This is a genomic window from Actinoplanes sp. NPDC049118 (genome assembly GCF_040648555.1).
GTDB lineage: Bacteria > Actinomycetota > Actinomycetes > Mycobacteriales > Micromonosporaceae > Actinoplanes.
Genome location: NZ_JBEZDY010000010.1, coordinates 233,840 through 251,851 on the forward strand (window position 1 = coordinate 233,840; position 18,012 = coordinate 251,851).

General features: G+C 70.8%; 19 protein-coding genes. 7 read left to right on the forward strand and 12 right to left on the reverse strand.

Translation table 11 applies throughout. From position 1 onward, the window contains the following. Nucleotides 1–24: 24 nt before the first annotated feature. The gene (locus AB0B58_RS18010; RefSeq protein ID WP_360224621.1) at nucleotides 25–777 is read left to right on the forward strand and encodes a DUF2071 domain-containing protein; all 753 of its coding nucleotides are present in this window, start codon (nucleotides 25–27) and stop codon (nucleotides 775–777) included. Between the two features lie 14 nt (nucleotides 778–791). On the opposite strand, the gene AB0B58_RS18015 is transcribed toward AB0B58_RS18010, so the two are convergent. The 7 genes from AB0B58_RS18015 to AB0B58_RS18045 form a co-directional block, all read right to left on the reverse strand. Further along, on the reverse strand, nucleotides 792–2,717 hold the full coding sequence (locus AB0B58_RS18015; protein ID WP_360224623.1) for a response regulator: 1,926 nt from the start codon (nucleotides 2,715–2,717) through the stop codon (nucleotides 792–794). Nucleotides 2,718–2,865: 148 nt separating this feature from the next. Continuing rightward, nucleotides 2,866–3,306, reverse strand: coding sequence for an SRPBCC domain-containing protein (locus AB0B58_RS18020; RefSeq protein WP_360224625.1), 441 nt, complete (start codon nucleotides 3,304–3,306; stop codon nucleotides 2,866–2,868). Further along, nucleotides 3,303–3,641 carry a metalloregulator ArsR/SmtB family transcription factor gene (locus AB0B58_RS18025; RefSeq protein ID WP_360224627.1) on the reverse strand — a complete coding sequence of 113 codons (339 nt, stop codon included), beginning with the start codon at nucleotides 3,639–3,641 and terminating at the stop codon, nucleotides 3,303–3,305. Before AB0B58_RS18025 ends, AB0B58_RS18020 begins: the two co-directional genes overlap by 4 nt. Before the next feature lie 77 nt (nucleotides 3,642–3,718). Beyond that, a complete protein-coding gene (locus tag AB0B58_RS18030; RefSeq protein ID WP_360224629.1) occupies nucleotides 3,719–4,264 on the reverse strand; it encodes a hypothetical protein in 546 nt (181 codons plus the stop codon). Between the two features lie 18 nt (nucleotides 4,265–4,282). Next, nucleotides 4,283–4,996, reverse strand: coding sequence for a spermidine synthase (locus AB0B58_RS18035; RefSeq protein ID WP_360224631.1), 714 nt, complete (start codon nucleotides 4,994–4,996; stop codon nucleotides 4,283–4,285). Nucleotides 4,997–5,096: 100 nt separating this feature from the next. Next, nucleotides 5,097–6,089 carry a CDP-alcohol phosphatidyltransferase family protein gene (locus AB0B58_RS18040; protein WP_360224633.1) on the reverse strand — a complete coding sequence of 331 codons (993 nt, stop codon included), beginning with the start codon at nucleotides 6,087–6,089 and terminating at the stop codon, nucleotides 5,097–5,099. 334 nt (nucleotides 6,090–6,423) lie between these two features. Next, nucleotides 6,424–7,233: a thioesterase family protein gene (locus tag AB0B58_RS18045; RefSeq protein ID WP_360224635.1), complete on the reverse strand. Its 810-nt coding sequence runs from the start codon at nucleotides 7,231–7,233 to the stop codon at nucleotides 6,424–6,426. A 124-nt stretch (nucleotides 7,234–7,357) separates the two neighbouring features. On the opposite strand from AB0B58_RS18045, the gene AB0B58_RS18050 reads away from it, so the two are divergent. Beyond that, entirely contained in the window at nucleotides 7,358–7,813 is a 456-nt protein-coding gene (locus AB0B58_RS18050; protein ID WP_360224637.1) for a thioesterase family protein, read from the forward strand. A 168-nt stretch (nucleotides 7,814–7,981) separates the two neighbouring features. Continuing rightward, nucleotides 7,982–8,533, forward strand: a complete 552-nt coding sequence (hpt, locus tag AB0B58_RS18055; protein WP_360224639.1) for a hypoxanthine phosphoribosyltransferase — start codon at nucleotides 7,982–7,984, stop codon at nucleotides 8,531–8,533. A 44-nt stretch (nucleotides 8,534–8,577) separates the two neighbouring features. Here the strand turns inward: hpt and AB0B58_RS18060 are convergent, their stop codons facing one another. The 3 genes from AB0B58_RS18060 to AB0B58_RS18070 all read right to left on the reverse strand — a co-directional run bounded on the left by AB0B58_RS18060 (nucleotide 8,578) and on the right by AB0B58_RS18070 (nucleotide 11,578). Next, on the reverse strand, nucleotides 8,578–9,258 hold the full coding sequence (locus AB0B58_RS18060; protein WP_360224641.1) for a class I SAM-dependent methyltransferase: 681 nt from the start codon (nucleotides 9,256–9,258) through the stop codon (nucleotides 8,578–8,580). 33 nt (nucleotides 9,259–9,291) lie between these two features. Then, on the reverse strand, nucleotides 9,292–10,911 hold the full coding sequence (locus tag AB0B58_RS18065; protein ID WP_360224643.1) for a GGDEF domain-containing protein: 1,620 nt from the start codon (nucleotides 10,909–10,911) through the stop codon (nucleotides 9,292–9,294). Nucleotides 10,912–11,173: 262 nt separating this feature from the next. Next, nucleotides 11,174–11,578 carry a DUF4352 domain-containing protein gene (locus AB0B58_RS18070; RefSeq protein WP_360224645.1) on the reverse strand — a complete coding sequence of 135 codons (405 nt, stop codon included), beginning with the start codon at nucleotides 11,576–11,578 and terminating at the stop codon, nucleotides 11,174–11,176. Between AB0B58_RS18070 and AB0B58_RS18075 the strand changes: the two genes are divergently transcribed. Further along, complete coding sequence (locus AB0B58_RS18075; protein WP_360224647.1) at nucleotides 11,460–11,747, forward strand: helix-turn-helix domain-containing protein; 288 nt, start codon at nucleotides 11,460–11,462, stop codon at nucleotides 11,745–11,747. The genes AB0B58_RS18070 and AB0B58_RS18075 overlap by 119 nt on opposite strands. A 65-nt stretch (nucleotides 11,748–11,812) precedes the next feature. Here the strand turns inward: AB0B58_RS18075 and AB0B58_RS18080 are convergent, their stop codons facing one another. Then, complete coding sequence (locus AB0B58_RS18080; protein ID WP_360224649.1) at nucleotides 11,813–11,995, reverse strand: hypothetical protein; 183 nt, start codon at nucleotides 11,993–11,995, stop codon at nucleotides 11,813–11,815. Nucleotides 11,996–12,152: 157 nt separating this feature from the next. Here AB0B58_RS18080 and AB0B58_RS18085 point away from each other — a divergent pair, with 157 nt between their 5' ends. The 3 genes from AB0B58_RS18085 to AB0B58_RS18095 all read left to right on the forward strand — a co-directional run bounded on the left by AB0B58_RS18085 (nucleotide 12,153) and on the right by AB0B58_RS18095 (nucleotide 14,481). Beyond that, nucleotides 12,153–13,331: a helix-turn-helix transcriptional regulator gene (locus tag AB0B58_RS18085; RefSeq protein WP_360224650.1), complete on the forward strand. Its 1,179-nt coding sequence runs from the start codon at nucleotides 12,153–12,155 to the stop codon at nucleotides 13,329–13,331. A 312-nt stretch (nucleotides 13,332–13,643) separates the two neighbouring features. Further along, nucleotides 13,644–13,940 (forward strand): hypothetical protein, encoded by a 297-nt coding sequence (locus tag AB0B58_RS18090; RefSeq protein ID WP_360224652.1) that lies wholly within the window; start codon nucleotides 13,644–13,646, stop codon nucleotides 13,938–13,940. Nucleotides 13,941–13,971: 31 nt separating this feature from the next. Further along, nucleotides 13,972–14,481, forward strand: a complete 510-nt coding sequence (locus tag AB0B58_RS18095) for a hypothetical protein (protein WP_360224654.1) — start codon at nucleotides 13,972–13,974, stop codon at nucleotides 14,479–14,481. Here the strand turns inward: AB0B58_RS18095 and metH are convergent. Next, the gene (gene metH, locus AB0B58_RS18100) at nucleotides 14,463–17,984 is read right to left on the reverse strand and encodes a methionine synthase (RefSeq protein ID WP_360224656.1); all 3,522 of its coding nucleotides are present in this window, start codon (nucleotides 17,982–17,984) and stop codon (nucleotides 14,463–14,465) included. The two genes, AB0B58_RS18095 and metH, sit on opposite strands and share 19 nt — an antisense overlap. Between the last annotated feature and the right edge of the window lie 28 nt (nucleotides 17,985–18,012).

The window sequence follows — 18,012 nt, forward strand, 5'->3', positions numbered from 1 at the left end:
TTGGGGCGCGTGCATGATGGGTACGTGCGGATCGAGGACGTGACCCCGGAGACCGTGCGGCCGGTGCCCCGCTCGTGGCTGGTGCAGCGCTGGCACGACCTGGCGTTCCTGCACTGGGCCCTGCCGCCGGAGGTGGTCGCGCCGTTCCTGCCGCGCGGCACCGTGCCCGACACCCTCGACGGCGTCACCTACGCGGGGCTGATCGGCTTCCGGATGGTGCGGCTGGGTGCGTTGCGCGGCCCGGGGATTCCCTACCTGGGCACGTTCTGCGAGACCAACGTGCGGCTGTACAGCGTGGATGGACAGGGCCGGCGGGCGGTCGTCTTCCTCTCCCTCGACGCCGAGCGGCTGCTGCCGGTGCTGACGGCGCGGGCGCTGCTGCGCCTGCCGTACATGTGGTCGCGGATGCGCCTGGAGAAGGACCGCGACGTCGTGCGATACACCAGCAGGCGGCGCTGGCCCGGCCCGCGCGGGACGGCCAGTTCCATGACGGTACGGGTGGGAGCGCCCATCGAGCGGCCGTCCGCGCTCGAGCACTTCGTGACCGCCCGCTGGGGCCTGCACACCCGCGCCTGGGGACGGAGCCTGCACCTGCCGAACGAGCATCCGCGCTGGCCGCTGCACCGCGCCGAGCTCCTCGACCTCGACGACGACCTGCTGACCACCGCGGGCCTGCCCGCGCCGGCCGGCCCGCCGGCCAGCGTCCTCTACTCCCCCGGCGTGCCCGTCGTCTTCGGCGCGCCGGCACCACTGACCGGTGTGGACACCGCCGCCTGACCGGCGGGCGCCCGTCAGGCCTTCGCCGGGTTCGTGGTGACGCCCAGAGCCTGGCGCACGGCGTCCAGCAGCTCCTCCGCGGTGAACGGCTTGTGGATCAACGGGATGCCGTCGATCACCAGGTGCCGCACCTGGGCGGTCTCCTCGCTGTAACCGGAGATCAGCAGGATCCGGATGTCGGGGTGGTGCAGGCGCACCGTCTCGGCCAGCCGGGACCCGGACATCTCCGGCATGACGACGTCGGTCAGGAGCAGGTCGAACGGCCGCCGGTTGATCCGGTCGAGAGCCGCCCGGCCGTGTTCGGCCTCGGTGACCTGATAGCCCTCGGCCTCCAGGATGCGCGCGGCGATCTTCCTGACCTCGGCGTCGTCCTCCGCGACGAGGATGCGCGACCGGCCGGCCGCCGCCCTCCCGCCCGCCTCGCCGCCGCGTGCCTTCCGGGCGGCGGCGGCCTGCGGCGCCGTGGGGGCGGTGACGGCCGGCAACAGTATCCGGAAGGTGGTGCCGACCTGCGGCTCGGACGACACCGTGATGTCACCGCCCGCCTCGGTCACGATGGCGTACACCGTCGCCAGACCCAGTCCGGTGCCGTGCTGCTCGGCCTTGGTCGTGAAGAACGGCTCGAAGATGCGGGCGGCGACGCTCGGGGGCATGCCCATGCCCGTGTCGCTGACCTTGAGCTGCGCGTACGGACCGGCGGGCAGCGGCGGCAGCCGGTCGGGGTCGTCGTCGAGCCGGACGGCGCCGGCCTCGATCACGACCGTGCCCCCGTCGGGCATTGCGTCGCGGGCATTGATCACCAGGTTGAGCAGCACCTGCTCCATGCGGCCCCAGTCGACGCGGACGGCGAGGGGTCGCGGCGACGGCCGGGTGATCAGCTCGACATGAGCGCCGATGGTGCGGCTGAGCAGGGCGCGGGCGTCCTCGATCACCGAATCGACGTCGATGATCTCGGCGTCGCCCGGCTCCTGGCGGGCGAAGAGCAGCAGCTGCCGGGTGAGCTCGCGGGCGCGTTCGGCGCTGGTCCGGGCGCGGGTCAGGTCCTCGCGGGTCTCGGCGTCGGCGGTCCGCTCGAGGACGAAGTCGAGGTAGTTGAGGTTGATCGCGAGCAGGTTGTTGAAGTCGTGGGCGACGCCCCCGGCGAGCTGGCCGAGGCATTCCAGCCGCTCGGCGAGTGCCGAGCGTTCGATGATCCACCGGCGTTGCTCCTCGGCGTGCTTGACGGCGGTGAGGTCCCGCTCGATGCGGGCGACGGAGACCACCCGGCCGTGACGGTCGCGTACGGGCCACATGCTGGCCAGCACGTCGACGTTCGACCCGTCCTTGCGGACCCGGCGCGCCTCGATCGGGCCCCTGCGCTTGCCTGCGCTCAGGCTCGCCAGGGTGTCGGGCATCACGGAGATCTGGTCAGGTGTGTACACCAGGGCGATGTAGCGCCCGATCGCCTCGTCGGCCCTCCAGCCGTACTGGCGCGTCGCGCCGTCGTTCCAGGTGGTGATGGTGCCGGCGAGATCGGTCGTGATGACCGCGTCCTCGGAGGAGCGCACGATCGCGGCGAGGGTCGACTCCTGTTCGGCGCCCCGGTGCGCCCGGCGCTCCAGGACCCCGAGCCGGTGGGCGAATCCGGCGCTGAGCAGGGTCATCCCGAGGATCGCTCCCAGGCGAACCGCCTCCGTGGTCCCGGCCGTGCCGTTGCGCACCGACATGACCCAGACCATCAGCAGGGCGGCGAGGCCGACCACCGCCACCGCCCACGGGCGGAGCAGAGTCGCCGCGATCACCGGCGCCAGCAGGACCAGCCAGAAGAAGACCACGGCGGGCGGAGTGACGAAGTCAGCCGCGGCCACCACGATGACGAGCAGCACCGCGGTCGCGAGCAGTCCGGCACCCCAGCCGCTGTGAAGCGCCGCTACTCGGTCCCGCAGTACCGGAAAACCCATGCGCAGCCCCCAACCCGGCCGGCCGTCCGGCCCCCGCGAAGGGACCGCCGTTCCTCAGAATGACATGCAGCGGCCCCGGCCTCGACGGGTATCGCTCAGCTGCGCGCCGGATCCCGTCGAGGCCCGGCCGGCCGGGAACGGGTGGGTTTCAGCCGAGGATCTTGTCGAGCTTGGTGAAGGAGCTGTTCCAGCCCTCGCGCGCCATCTCGCTGATCTCGGGCGTGTAGGGGCCCTGTGTCAGCACCAGCCGCGTCCGGCCGCCGGGCTCGTCGTGGAACTCGACGCGCATCCGCATGACGGAACCCGCGAACTCGGGGATGGCCGAGATGTCCTCCTCGCCGACGAGCAACTCGTTCTCGATCACCTCGGTGAAGGTGGCGTCGACCGGCGAGGCCTGCGTCGGGTCGGTGTCGCTGACCATGGTGAAGCGCTGGTGGCCGCCGACCCGCGCATCGATGTCGATGGTGTCGCGGGGCACGCTGTAGCCGACCGGGCCGAACCACGCGGCGAGCTGATCGGGGTCGACGAACGCGCGATAGACCAGGTGGCGCGGCGCATCGAAGATGCGGGTGATGACGAGCTCGGTCATGATTCTTCCTCTGAACGTCGGATGCGCTGAAGGTGCGCGTCGAGCCGTGCGAAGTTCTCGTCCCAGAACCGCCGGTAGCGCTCCATCCAGGCCGTGGCCTCGCGCAACGGCTCGGCCTGCAGGCTGCTGGAGCGCCACTGCGCGGAACGGCTCCGGCTGATGAGACCGGCCCGCTCCAGCACCTTCAGGTGGCGGGAGATCGCCGGGAGGCTGATGGCGAACGGCTCGGCGAGCTCCGAGACGGTGGCGTCGCCCTCGGCCAGCCGGGCGAGGATCGCCCGGCGGGTCGGGTCGGCCAGCGCCGCGAAGATCGTGCTGAGCCGGTCGGTGGCCATTGTGTTTAACACCTTCGTTAATTAACGAACGCGTTGAACATAGGACCGGGACCCGGTCGCCGTCAACCCGCGAGGCGTCAGACCCGGGACGGGATGCGCCGGTGCAGCTCGGCGAGCAGCGTCTGCGGCCCGGGCGACATCAGCCCGACGTCGATCAGGAACGCCGAACCGGACTCGCGGCGCAGCACCCGGGGGCGCCGGCCCGGCTCGCGCAGCTCGGTGACCGCCGCCATGCTGGTGGGCGTCACCACGAGCTCGGTGAACGGGCCCCAGCCACGCAGGCCGACCGACGCGATCGAGGACCAGTGCAGGTGCACGCCCCGGCGGCCCGTCGCGGCGAACTCCAGACCCAGCACCGAGCTCTTCATCCAGCCCAGCCGCTGCCAGGTGATGAGCATGATCAGGCTGGCCGTCACCGTCGGCACGATCAGCACGCTCTCGACCATGATGAGGATGTCGCCGGGCTCCAGCCGGATCCCGGTCAGGTACACGATCGCCCCGTACAGCGCGGTCACCAGCAGCCAGACCAGCGCGATCACCCAGAGCATGGTCACGAAGACCAGGGCGCGTGGCTGGAAGAACGTCGTGGCGTCCTCGCCGGGCTCGAGTGGGTGATCCTCCACGAGCGCCAGTATGCCCGGTTATGTGGCTACATATACCGTGTTAGCGGACTGGCCACCGGTCAGCGGGTTCGGGAACGCCACCACGTGCGCCGCCGCGTCGCCGAACACCTCGGCCAGCACGGCCTCGAACTCGGCGTCCGGCGGGTCGTCCGACCAGAGCGCGAAGACGCCGCCCGGGCGCAGGTGCGCGGCGAGCCGGCGCATGCCGGCGACCGTGTAGAGGGCGGCGTTGGCCGGGGCGAGCACGTGCCGCGGGCTGTGGTCGACGTCGAGCAGGATCGCGTCGAAGAGGCGCCCCGGCGCGTCCGGGTCGAAACCCCGTTCGCCCGCGGCCATCGCGAAGAAGTCACCCTCGACGAGGCGGCTCCGCGGATCGGTCGTCAGCGCGGCGGCCTCCGGGAGCAGCCCTCGCTCGTGCCAGGAGATGACCTCACCCACCGCGTCGACGACCAGCAGCGACGCCACCCGCGGGTCCTCCAGGACGGCCCGGGCGGTGTAGCCCAGCCCGAGGCCGCCGACGACCACGTCGGGCCGGGCGCCGGCGGGCAGCGCGGCCAGGCCCAGCCGGGCGAGTTCGATCTCCGCCACGGTGAAGAGGCTGGACATCAGGAACTCGTCGTCGATCTTCACCTCGTACACGTCGACGTTGAGCCGGGGATCGAGCCGGCGGCGCAGGCTGATCTCGCCGATCGGCGTTTCCCGCCAGGCCAGCTCCTCGAAGCGCGCGCTCACCGGTTCGCCGGCCGTCCGGTGATCGGGCTGTCGGCCGCCATGAATCCGTCCATGGCCGGTCAGCTTGCCACGCCGACCGGCCGTGCGGTGGGACGCGGTCCTACGCGGAGATGCGCTGGGTGCTGAACGCCTCGGGGTCCTCGGCGTCCTCGACCGGCTCGGCCCCGGTCGCGACCGCGACCGCCGCGGCCTCCGCCTCCGATGTACCGATCTTGGCGAGCTGGCGGGCGTAGCTGCGGGTCGCGGTCCAGAGCTTGTAGATGAGCAGCAGCTCGAACGCCGCCAGCAGCACGGCCGAGAGGATCGTGAAGAACACGATCTGGTTGGTCAGCGGGCCCAGGATGAAGATGAACATCTGGAACTCGATGCCGCTGAACACGTGTGCCCGGATGCGCTGGCGTACCAGCATGTTGCGGACCTTCACGAAGGCGCTGAACCTGGTGCGGAAGTCGCCGAAGACGTCGACGACGGGCCGCTCCTCGCCCGTACCGTCGGTCGCGGTCGCAATGCCCACGCCGGCACCGACCGGGTGCTCGATGCCGGTCTCCTCGACGAACATCGGGCGGCCCGAGCTCTCGCCGAGGGCGGCCTCGAGCCGGCGCCGCATGTCGTTCTTGACCTTGCCCATCTGCAGGGCGTTGAGGTACCGGAACATGTCGAGGAAGATCACGACGGCGGCGAGGTAGAGGTAGCGGATGTCGTCGGTCTTCGCGTACTGGCCGCCGAAGAGGGCGACCGCACAGATCAGCACCCGCAGCCGGTCGAAGACGTAATCGAGCCACGCGCCGAAGACCGAGCCCGTACCCTTGAGCCGGGCGATCTTGCCGTCCATGCAGTCGAGCACGAAGCTGAGGTGGAAGACGATCGCGCCGGCGACCAGCCACGGGTAGTCGCCCTGCGCGAAGCAGTAGGCGGTGACGAGGCCGAGCAGGAAGGCACCCATCGTCAGCACGTTCGGCGTGATCCACCGGACCGGCGCCACGAGCCACACCAGCCGGGAGGCGAAGGGGTCGACGAGCCAGACGGTCCACCACGCGTCGCGATCCTTGTAGGTGCGAGTGCGGATCTCGTCGAGCGTGAACCGTTGTGCCATGCCACAACTCCACCGTGGTGATGAATACATGAATAGCGGGACGCGCGGAGATTACAGGAGCCCGTCTCACAACGGAGCGGCCAGGCCCGGAATCTGGACAAACGACCCCGGATCTCGGCTGACAGGCCGGGCCGGCCTGTCGGTGTCGGTGCTGCACGGGTTAGGGCACGCGCCGGTTCGCCGCGGCGCGGTTCCACCGCCGATCCGCCGACCACGTACTGCGACGGTAGCGCGGCGGTAGCGCTCGGTGTCTACTGCTGCCGCTCGGACGTGTGATCCGCGGGCGCGGACGCGCCACGTGAGGCGGCCGGGGTCGCGACGGGCGGGCCGGAGCTCAGAACCGGACCTTGGCGAGCTGGGTCGCCTGGGCGACCAGCCGGCCGCGGGAGTCCCACACCTCGCAGACCTCGTCGACCAGGCCGTCCTCGACCAGCCGGGCGACCTGCCGGACGCGCAGCGCACCCGGCGCCGGGAGGGCCCGCACGTACACGGTCAGCGTGAGCGTCGGCACCCAGCCGGTGCTGCCGATGGCGAACGTGGCCGGCGGGAACGAATCGGCGACGAAGAGCAACGAGAGCGGGTCCGGCTCCATGCCGTCGGCGAAGCGCAGCCAGCCGCGGAGCTCCGCCTGCTCGCTCGCCTGGCCGAAGGCGAAGCCCAGCACGGCCGGGTCCAGCCGCTGCTCGACGACCTCCATCAGGTTGACCTTGACGCCGGCGCCCGGCGGCTCGACCGGGATCAGCGGGCACTCGTCCTCGGGCGGCAGCTCCAGGGCGGGCGCGCCGGCCCAGCGCGGCTCGGCGTCCGGGTCCAGCGTGCCGAGGGTAAGCAGCGCCTCCACGCAGGGCCGCCCGTCCTGCACCAGCCGGGCCCGCAGCTGGCTGGCCGACCGGCCGGTACGCAGCGGCGTCACCTCGACCACCGCCGGGCCGACCGCGGGGGCGGCCAGGTAGGTGGCGCTCGCCGCGAGCGGGTGCGGGTGCCGCGAGGCCGCGTCGGTGCTCGCCGCGGCGCGGGCGAGCAGGGCGAGCAGATAGCCGCCGTTGGGCTTGTCCCCGATGGTCCACTGGTGATCCAGCTCGACGTCGAAGGTCGTGCCGTCGGTGCGGGCGGCCACCTCGGTGGCATCGACGAAGCCGGTCAACGCGGCCCCCTTTCGGTGACGGATGCGGCCAGGATCGCACCCGGGTCCGACACTCCGCGATGATCACCGTCACCATCCGAGGGGCGGCATCCCGCATTGCCGGGGGTCGTTACGATCATCGCCTATGGATCAGAACTCGCCGAGTACCACCAGGCCCGTCCTCTACGACGGCACGATCGAGGTCCGATTCGGCGACCTGGACGCATACGGTCACGTCAACGCCAAGAACTACGTCGACTACGTCGCGACGACCCGGCTGCGCTTCCTGGACGACCGGATGCCCCTGACCGCCGCCGAGATCGCACAGCGAGGGTTCGCGTTCTATCTCAGGACGTCCGAGATCAGCTACCGGCGCCCGGTCACCGGCCTGGGCACGCTGCACGTCTCGTCGTTCTCCGACCGCCTCGACGGTGCGCGGCTCGTCGTACGTTTCGAGATCCGCAACGCGGACCGGACCGTGCTGCACTCCGACGGCACGCTGACCTACAGCATCGTCGCGCTGCGGACCGGTAAGCCGGTCGACGAGGTGCCCTCGTGGCTGTCCGGGCTGTTCTTCGAGCCGGAGCCGGTGGCCTGCTGACGGACACCGGGCGGGAGCGGTTCCGACCCACGACGGCGCCCGCGTGGGGAGAATGGCACACGCGAGTCCTCCCCGGGAGGTACACCACATGTTGGCCGTCGCCGCCGCACCTGTCAGGATTCCGGCGTGACCTCGGGCGGGGCCCGCCGACTCTCAGGAGGATGCCGGTTGGACGCCGACCACGTCGCGGACGATCTCGAGTCCGTACTGCTCACCGAGGAACAGATCCTGGCCCGGGTGGGCGAGCTCGCGGCCGAGATCGGCAAGGACAACGCGGGCCGCGAGCCGATCCTGATCGGCGTGCTGGGCGGCGCCGCCACCTTCACCGTCGACCTCGCAAGGGCCCTGGAGAGCCAGGTCGAGATCGGGTGGATGGCGATCCGGTCGTACACCACCGCGAGCAACCGCGCCTCCGGCTCCGTACGCCTGCTCAAGGATCTTGATATCGACATCGAGGGCCGGGACGTGATCATCACGGAGACCGTGATCGACACGGGCCTGACCATGTCGTGGCTGATCTCCAGCCTCAACCAGCGCCGCCCGGCGTCGATCGCGGTCTGCGCGCTGCTGCGCAAGCCGAACGCGCCACAGCTCGCGGTACCGGCCTACGTCGGCTTCGACGTGCCGTCCGGCCAGATCGTCGGGTACGGGCTGGACTACCGCGGGCGCTACCGCAACCTGCGCTGCGCGGCCGTCCTGGCGCCACACGCCGTACGGTGAGGGCGGCACCGTCCGCGAGGTGAACACATCGCCGAACTCGGCGGTCAGGCCGTCCCGCGGGCTGAGGAAGCCGCGCCGGCCCTGGCCAGCAGCACCGCCGAATCGTCCCGCTCCTGACCCCTGGGGCGCCGCACCAGGCGGCAGACCTCTCGCAGCCCGGCGGCCTCGAGCCGGGAGGCGACCTGATCCGCCGTGTAGAGGTGACGCTCGAGCCGGACCTCGTGGCTCGAGCGGATGTATGCCGCGGACACGTCGCGCGTGCCCTCGCCGGACTGGAACCCGACGAGCAGATGCCCATCGGGGCGCAGCACCCGGGCGGCCTCCGCGAGAATGGCCGCCTGGCCGGCGGGAGGCGTGTGGATGATCGAGTACCACAGCATCACGCCCGCGAACCGGCCGTCCGGATAGGGCAGATCAGCCAGCGAGCCCACCGTGAACACCAGGTCCCGGTGGTCGCGGCGCGCCATGGCGAGCATGCCCGGGGACAGGTCGACCCCCTGCACCAGACACCCGCGATCGGCGAGGTACCGGCTGACCCGGCCAGTGCCGCACCCGGCGTCGAGGACCTGCGGATCGTCGTCCGCGGTCACCGCCGCGGCGAAGGCGTCGATCATCGCGAGGTCGAGCGGAGCCTCGACCCCGGTGTCCGGGAAGTATGCGGCGTAGTCCTCCGCGACGGTGTCGTAGGCGAGGCGCACGCCGCTGAAGTCGAGCTGGAAAGTCACGGCCGCATCATCGCACCGGGCCTCCGCGGTCGGCTATCGGTGCGTGCCCCGGAGCCCGACCCGGTCGAGCAGGTCCGGTCGACGATGCGACGCGCGGCGGCGAACCGGCCTGCCCGAGTGCGCGCCCACCCGGACGACCACCTCGGGCGCGGGCAGCACCGCCACGGCCTGATCGACGATCGCTCCCGGACCCGGAAGGGTCCCGAGCGTGTCCGGCACGGCGTACGGTTCGGCGCCGGCCGGGTGGTCCAGATCGGAGGTGTACCTGCGGTACGTGCCGTCGGCCGCCTTCGCGGCGTACATGGCGGCGTCGGCGCGGCGCATGACCTCGACCGGGTCGTCGGTGCCGTCGGAGTCGGCGATGCCGATGCTCCCGCCGACGCGCAGCTCCTCGCCGCCCACCGTCGCGGGCTGACTCAGCACCCTGGACAGACGGGTCACGATCGCGTTGCCTTCCGCGACGCTCGTGTCGAGCAGCAGAATCGCGAACTCGTCGCCGCCCATCCGGGCCACCACGTCGCCGGCGCGCAGCTCCTTGGTGAGCCGCTCGGCGACCACGGTCAGCAGGCTGTCGCCGACCGCGTGCCCCAGCCGGTCGTTGACCGCCTTGAAGCCGTTGAGGTCGAGCATGCAGACCTGAGGGGAACCGGCCGCCACCGCGTCGGTGAGCCGCTGGGCGAACTGGCGGCGGTTGGCCAGGCCGGTCAGCTCGTCGCTCATGGCCAGGTCCGCCAGCTGCTCGGCCTGCTTCTGCACCTGGCCGACGAAGCCGTACATGCGGGTCAGCACGAGCAGGAAGATCACCACCGCGCCGATGCCGACCGCGGCCCAGTCGACCGACTCGTCGCGGAAGCCCTGCAGGAACAGCACCGCCGGCACCAGCAGCGTGGCGGCGGTCAGCACGATCAACCGGCCCCGGCCGAACCGGCCGCCGGCGACGGGCCCGCCCTCGGACTCCCGGCGCATCGAGGGGTGCAGGGCCGCACCGGCCCAGCAGACGTACCCGAGCAGGAAGCCGGCGTTGATGAAGCTGCCCACCTGGCCGTCGGAGCTCATGGAGATGGTCCACAACACGTCGCAGGCCAGCGCGAGCGTGCTGCCCGCGGCCAGCATCAGCACGCTGGGCGTGCGCCCGCGCGATCGGGTGAGCATGCGGGCCACCACGGCGAGCATGAGCACGTCGCTGACCGGGTAGCCGGCGCTGACCAGCCGCTCGAGCATCGGCGTGGTCTCGTCACCCAGCACCGGGTTGACGAGGAACACCCAGTTGACCAGGGCGGCCGCGGTGCCGATGATCGCGGCGTCGATCAGGCCGGCGGAGTCGCGGCTACCGCCGCGCCGGCGGGCCACCAGCAGCAGGCCCGCCCAGAGGAACGGGTACCCGACGAAGTAGAGCGCGTCGTTCCAGTACGGGTACGGGCGCCCGCCGAGGAACCAGCTGGTCACCTCGTACAGCAGGTCGCCGACGACGAAGCAGCTGATGCCGATCGCGAAGACGTACCAGGACGACGGGTCGGCCGGGCGGTGGCGCCGCACGCCGACGATCGTGGCGGTGACCGTCGCTATGCCGATCGAGTAGTAGATGACGCTGGTCGGTATGGAGTCCGACGGCAGAAACGCGACGATTCCGCACAGCACTGCCCCGGACGTCATCCAGATCCACCACGCACGCATATGATTACCATCGGTGACGGAATAATTACTCTTGAAGCTTTCCGGGTTGCAGTCAGAGTGCCGCTCCACCGCCCGCGCACGCCACAAGCCTGAGTTACGTCACGATTGTCTTGTCTCAGAACCTTCGGGACGGTTCGGCATCACAAAGCACGTGTGTCACACTCGGGCGCGGGTGCACCACATCACGACAGCGATACCTTCACCCCGCCGGAAAACATCGAGTCGTGGAGTTCGATGGTGGTCAGCTTCGTCGACTTCGGCACGTCGAAGATGAGCTGCCCTTGACCTGATTCCCGGGATTGATCTCCTCGAGGAAGGTGGGGCTACCTTCGTTGGCGTAGATCTCGGCACCGGTGTCGTTCGAGAACTGGGTGCCCGCGGCGTCGTACGCCTTCTGCGACGTGCCGGAGAAGGTCTGAGCCTCCTTGCCGATGTTCTTCACGTTGACCGAGACGATGCAGAACTTCCCCTGAGCCTTCTCATTGAAGTGCTCAGAACCGACCTTCGTCTTGGAGCAGTCAACCTCCGTGGAGATATCCGCCGCGAGCGAGCAGCTCGCCTTCACGGTTCCCCACGCGGCCAAGGTCCTCGACCTCAGCCCTCGGACGGTCTGGTATCTGGCCAACACCGGCCAGATCGAGTCCATCAAGATCGGACGGTCGCGGCGAATCACGCGGGCCGCGCTGATCGCTACCTCGAGGGCAAGCGAGCCGCGGTGTAACCGACCCGGCACGGCCACGGCGGAGTGCCCGGGTGCAGAAGCACGTCCAGGCGGGAGCGCTGGGTCGAGTCCAACATCGGGGTGTCCTCGATAACCCGCCGGCCCAGCTGCTCGTAGACGAGACGGCGGAGCGGTGGGCCGCCGAGAACCGGAAATGGCTCAGCTGAAATCCGTACGCGCGCGACGGATTTGGCATGCCGGTGCCGAATCCGTGCGCGGCTCAATCCCGGCAGCCCGCTCGCGCTCGTTGATCTGGAGTTCGATCAGGGCCAAGGTCCGCGTGAGCCGAGCGGCGACCTCGCGGCCCTTGGGCGAGTCCGGGTCGAGGGGGGAAACGTCCATGCGTGAACAACGCCGTTGGCGCGACAAGGGTCGCGGTGGAAACCCTGGTACCGGATTCGGCACGCGCATGCGGAATCGCCGTCCGGATAAGCTCGGATGTCAGGCGGCCAGTTGTAGCGGCTGGCCGCCACCCCTGACCGCTACCAGGGACGCGATCATGACCGACTCCGTATCGGCTTTCGCCGCCGAACTCCGCCGTCTGCGCGCCGCCCGCGGACTCTCTGTGCGCAAGCTGGCCGACCAGGTCTACATCAGCAAGTCGTACGTCGGCATGCTCGAGCACGGTGACCGCCCCGCCACTGCCCATGTCGCCCGGCTCCTGGACGACGCGCTCGAAGCCCACGGCTCGTTGATCCGGCTCGTCGACGGCGCCGAGCCCGTCACGACCGCCGCTGAGGTCGTGAACGGCAAGGCGCGCCCCGACGCCGATGAGCCGATGAGTGCCGACGACGTGCAGCACCTGCACGACACCGTCCACCACCTCGTCGCGCTCGACACCGCGCACGGATCCGGCGGCTTGCACCTCAGCGCGATCCGAGCATTCGAGACCGCCCAGTCCAGGCTCGCCCGGACCGGCGTGCGCGACAGCGACCGCGCGGACGTGCACGCCGCCCTCGCCGAGGTCGGCGAGGTCGCCGCCTGGCTCGCGTACGACAGCGAGCACCAGGACGACAGCCGCCGGGTCGCCACCGAGGCCATGCTCGTGGCGCAGACCGCCGGCGACACCAGCATGGCCCGCTTCCTGGCCTCGCACCTGTCCATGCAGGCGACGTACCTCGGCCGCGGAGCCGAAGGGCTGGCGCTGGCAGACCGGGTGATCGCCGAGCAGCCGAAGTCTCGGCGGGTCGTCGGGATGATGCGGGTGCGCCGCGCGCGGGCACTCGCCCAGCTCGGCGACGGCCGGCGTGCCCTGGCCGAGTTGGAGAAGGCCCGCCGGGAGCTGGCGGGCGGGATAGGGCCCGGCGATCCGGGGTGGACATGGTGGCTGCACGCCGCCGAGCTGGCCGTGCACGAGGCCCGCATCCGCTCGGCGTCCGACGACGGGCGCGGCGCGGCAACATGGTCGGAGCGCGCCGTGATCGCCCTTCCGGCGGGACAGGGTCGCGACCAGTCGCTGTACCGCGCCTGGCTGGTCTCGGACCTCGTCGACGTCGGCGCATGGCACGAGGCCGACGAGGTCACCGAGGAGCTGATCGGCCGGGTGTCCGCCGCCGGCACGGCGCGCGTGCCGAAGATCCTCGGTCGCACGGTGCGGCGAGCCCGCCGCACCGGTGCGCCGTCCTGGCTGGTCGACGCGCTGCACGAAGCGACTGAGGCGTCAAGCCGCGCCGCCTGATTCGCTGTCCACAGTTTGTGGACGCGCCGCCGGCTTGTGGACAGTGCAGTGGACGCGTCGCCGCTTCTCGCGCCGCCCCTGCTCACCCACGATCGAGATGGCGGCGGCGGGCGCTGTCAGGGGTCCGCAAGACCTTGCCCGTCGCCGTCCCCTCGACCCCCGGGAGACGACGATGTTCCGGTTCCTACGCAGGCGCAGGTATGAGGCGCGGCTAGCGGCCGCCAGGCGGTGGCAGGCGCAGGAGCGTGCGGCCGCGGTCGACCGGCTCCGCGAGTTGGCCGCCACGACGCCGGACCCCGCGGGGTGGCGGCGATGAGGGTGCCGCGGCGCAGCGAGACGGTCCGGGTAATTCGCGACGGGGCCCTGTACCTCGAGCTGGTCGTCGACCGGACGGAGCCCGGCATGCACGAGGGCTGGCACACGATCCACGGCGGCGTATGGCGCCAGGGCCAGGCAGGCCCGTGGTGGGAGCCCCGCTCCGTCTACGCCGAGCTGCAGGAGGACGGCAGCGTATGGATGCTGTCGGACGGCGAGCGGATCGGCTCATCGGTCGACCACCAGCCGACAGGCCGTCAGTCACCTCGCCGGGACGGACACCGCGGTCCGTGACCGGATCATCGCTCGCGACCCGGGCGCCGGCGTGAAGCTGCCAGAGCTGCCCGTCGAGGAGGTCGTGCCGCTACTGCTCGACCAGGTCGAGGCGCTCGCGGACGCCGTGCCTGCGCGGTACCGGGGCCTCATCGCCACGGACGTCGGCAGTGGTCTTCGACAGGGCCAGGCGTTCGGACTGGAGGTGCCACACGTCGACTTCCTGCGCCGCACGATCAAGGTCGAGCAGCAGATCCAGCCCGCGGCCGGCGGCGGCGTGGTGATCTGCCCGCCGAAGAACCGGTACTCGTACCGCATGGTGCCGGTCGGCCAGGTCGCCGTCGACGAGCTGGCGGCCCACCTTGCCGAGTTCCCCGCCCAGGATGTCGAGGTTCTGGACATCACCGGCCGCCGACCGGTCACCCGTACGGCCCGGCTGATCTTCACCGACGACGGCGGGCGCCCGCTGCACCGCGGCTCGTTCAACCGAGGAGGCATGACCGATGTTTACACAGCTCAGAGAGGGCTTTCGGGCTCCACGGCTTATTTGGCGTTGAAATAGTTGGCGTCCGGGTGGTGGACGATGATCGCGTCCGTCGACTGCTCCGGCTCCAGCTGGAACTCCTCCGACAGGGTCACCCCGATGCGGCCCGCGTCCAGCAGGTCCACGACCTTGGCGCGGTCCTCCAGGTCCGGGCAGGCCGGGTAGCCGAACGCGTACCGGCAGCCCCGGTAGTCGTTCTTCAGGATGCCGGCCAGGTCCGCCGGGTCGCCCGTGCCGACCGTCGACCCGTTCGGCAGGGTCAGTTCCGAGCGGACCCGCCGGTGCCAGTACTCCGCCAGCGCCTCGGTCAGCTGCACCGACAGGCCGTGTACCTCCAGGTAGTCCCGGTACTCGTCGCGGGCGAACATCTTCGCCGTGTATTCGCTGATCGGCTGGCCGACCGTCACCAGTTGCAGGCCCACCACGTCGAGCTGTCCGGCGTCGCGGGGCTTGAAGAAGTCGGCCAGGCACAGACGGCGTTCCTGGCGCTGGCGGGGGAACGTGAAGCGGGCGCGCTCCGTCGTGCCGTTCTCGTCCAGCACCACCAGGGTGTTGCCTTCCGAGTACGCCGGGAAGTAGCCGTAGACGACGGCCGCCTCCAGGACCTGGTCGGCCGCCAGGCGGTCCAGCCAGTAGCGCAGGCGGGGGCGGCCCTCCGCCTCCACCAGTTCGTCGTAGGACGGGCCACTCCCGCCGCGGGCCGGCTTGAGGCCCCACTGGCCGAGGAACGTCGCCCGCTCGTCCAGCATGGACGCGTAGTCGTTAAGGGGGATGCCCTTGATGACCCTGGTGCCGAAGAACGGCGGGGCGGGTACGTCGGCGGCCGGGGACACGTCCGAGCGGACCGAGGTGTCGTCGAGGGGCGGCAGGTTCTCCGAGACCATCGCGCGCTGCCGCTCGCGGCGGGCGCGGCGGGCGGCGAGGGCGGCCTCGCGCTCGGGGTCGATCACGGGGGCGCCGCCGCGCTTGGCGGTCATCACCCTGTCCATCAGGGACAGACCCTCGAAGGCGTCCCTGGCGTAGTGGACCTCGCCCTCGTACTGCGAGCGCAGGTCGTCCTCCACGTACGCGCGGGTGAGGGCCGCGCCGCCCAGCATGACCGGGAACTTCGCGGCGACGCCGCGGGCGGCCATCTCGATCAGGTTCTCCTTCATCACGACCGTGCTCTTCACCAGCAGGCCGGACATGCCGATCGCGTCGGCCTGGTGCTGCTCGGCCGCGTCGATGATCGCGTTGATCGGCTGCTTGATGCCGATGTTGACGACCTCGTAGCCGTTGTTGCTCAGGATGATGTCGACCAGGTTCTTGCCGATGTCGTGGACGTCGCCCTTGACCGTGGCGAGCACGATGCGGCCCTTGCCGTCCTCGTCCTCGTTCTTCTCCATGTGCGGCTCGAGGAACGCCACCGCCGCCTTCATCACCTCGGCGGACTGGAGCACGAACGGCAGCTGCATCTGGCCGGAGCCGAACAGCTCGCCGACCGTCTTCATGCCGTCCAGCAGCACGTCGTTGACGATCGCCAGCGCCGAGGAGGCATGCAGCGCCTCGAGGAGGTCGTCCTCGAGGCCGTTGCGTTCGCCGTCGATGACGCGGCGCTTGAGGCGCTCGTCCAGGGGCAGCGAGGCCAGCTCCTGCGCGCGGGACTCGCGGGCCGACTTCACGTCGACGCCCTCGAAGAGCTGCAGGAACTTCTGCAGCGGGTCGTAGCCCTCGCTGCGCCGGTCGTACACCATGTCCAGGGCGACCTGGCGCTGCTCGTCCGGGATCTTGGACATCGGCAGGATCTTGCTAGCGTGCACGATCGCGCTGGTCATGCCGGCCAGCACGCACTCGTGCAGGAAGACCGAGTTGAGCACCTGGCGGGCGGCCGGGTTCAGGCCGAACGAGATGTTCGAGACGCCGAGGGTGAAGTTGACGCCGGGGTACAGCTCGGTGATCCGCCGGATCGCCTCGATCGTCTCCAGGCCGTCGCGGCGGGTCTCCTCCTGGCCGGTGGCGATCGGGAAGGTCAGACAGTCGACCAGGATGTCGGCGCGGTTCATCCCCCACGTGCCGGTGAGGTCGTCGATCAGCCGGGAGGCGACCCGGACCTTCCAGTCGGCGTCGCGGGCCTGGCCCTCCTCGTCGATGGTCAGCGCGACCACAGCGGCGCCGTGCTCCTTGACGATCGGCATCATCCGCGCGAAGCGGGAGCCCGGGCCGTCGCCGTCCTCGTAGTTGACCGAGTTGACCACGCAGCGGCCACCGAGCATCTCCAGGCCGGCCTCGACGACCTGCGGCTCGGTCGAGTCGAGCATGATCGGCAGGGTGGACGCGGTGGCGAAGCGGCCGGCCAGCTCCCGCATGTCCTGGGTGCCGTCGCGGCCGACGTAGTCGACGCAGAGGTCCAGCAGGTGTGAGCCGTCGCGGGCCTGGCTGCGGGCGATCTCCACGCACGCCTGCCAGTCGCCGGCCAGCATCGGCTCGCGGAAGGCCTTCGAGCCGTTCGCGTTGGTCCGCTCGCCGACCATCAGCACGCCGGCGTCCTGCCGGAAGGGCACCTCGTGGTAGATCGAGGCGGCGGCCGGGGGGTGCGCGACCGTACGGGGCGCCGCCCGCAGGCCGCGGACGGAGTTGACGACGGCCTCGATGTGCGCGGGCGTGGTGCCGCAGCAGCCGCCGACCAGCGAGACGCCGTACTCGCGGACGAAGCGTTCCAGGGCCTCGGCGAGCTCGTCCGGGGTGAGCGGGTAGTAGGCGCCGCCCGAGGCCAGCACCGGCAGGCCCGCGTTGGGCATGACCGAGATCGGGATGTTCGCCGACTGCGACAGGTAGCGCAGGTGCTCGGTCATCTCGGCGGGGCCGGTGGCGCAGTTCAGTCCGATGAGGTCGATGCCGAGCGGCTCGAGCGCGGTCAGCGCCGCGCCGATCTCGCTGCCCAGCAGCATCGTGCCGGTGGTCTCCACGGTCACGTGGCAGATGATCGGCACCTCGCGGCCGACCTCGGCCATCGCCCGGCGCGCGCCGACCACCGCGGACTTGGTCTGCAGCAGGTCCTGGCAGGTCTCGATGATCAGCGCGTCGGAGCCGCCGAGGATCAGGCCGGCCGCGTTCTCGTGGTACGCGTCGCGCAGGGTCGTGTAGTGCGTGTGACCCAGCGTCGGCAGCTTGGTGCCGGGGCCGATCGAGCCGAGGACGTAGCGGGGCTGCTCCAGCGTCGAATAGGCGTCGGCCGCCTCGCGGGCGACGCGGGCGCCGGCCTCCGAGAGCTCGCGAATTCTGTCCTGAATGTCGTAGTCGCCCAGGTTGCCGAGATTCGCGCCGAAGGTGTTCGTCTCGACGCAGTCGGCACCGGCGGCCAGGTAGGCCTCGTGCACGCCGCGGACGACGTCGGGCCGGGTCACGTTGAGGATCTCGTTGCAGCCCTCGAGACCCTGGAAGTCGGCGTCCACGTCGAGGTCGGCGGCCTGCAGCATCGTGCCCATCGCCCCGTCGGCGACGAGGATGCGATCGGTCAGCGCGGCAAGGAAGGAATTCGGCACCTGACAAGGCTAATGGCAGATGCCCCCC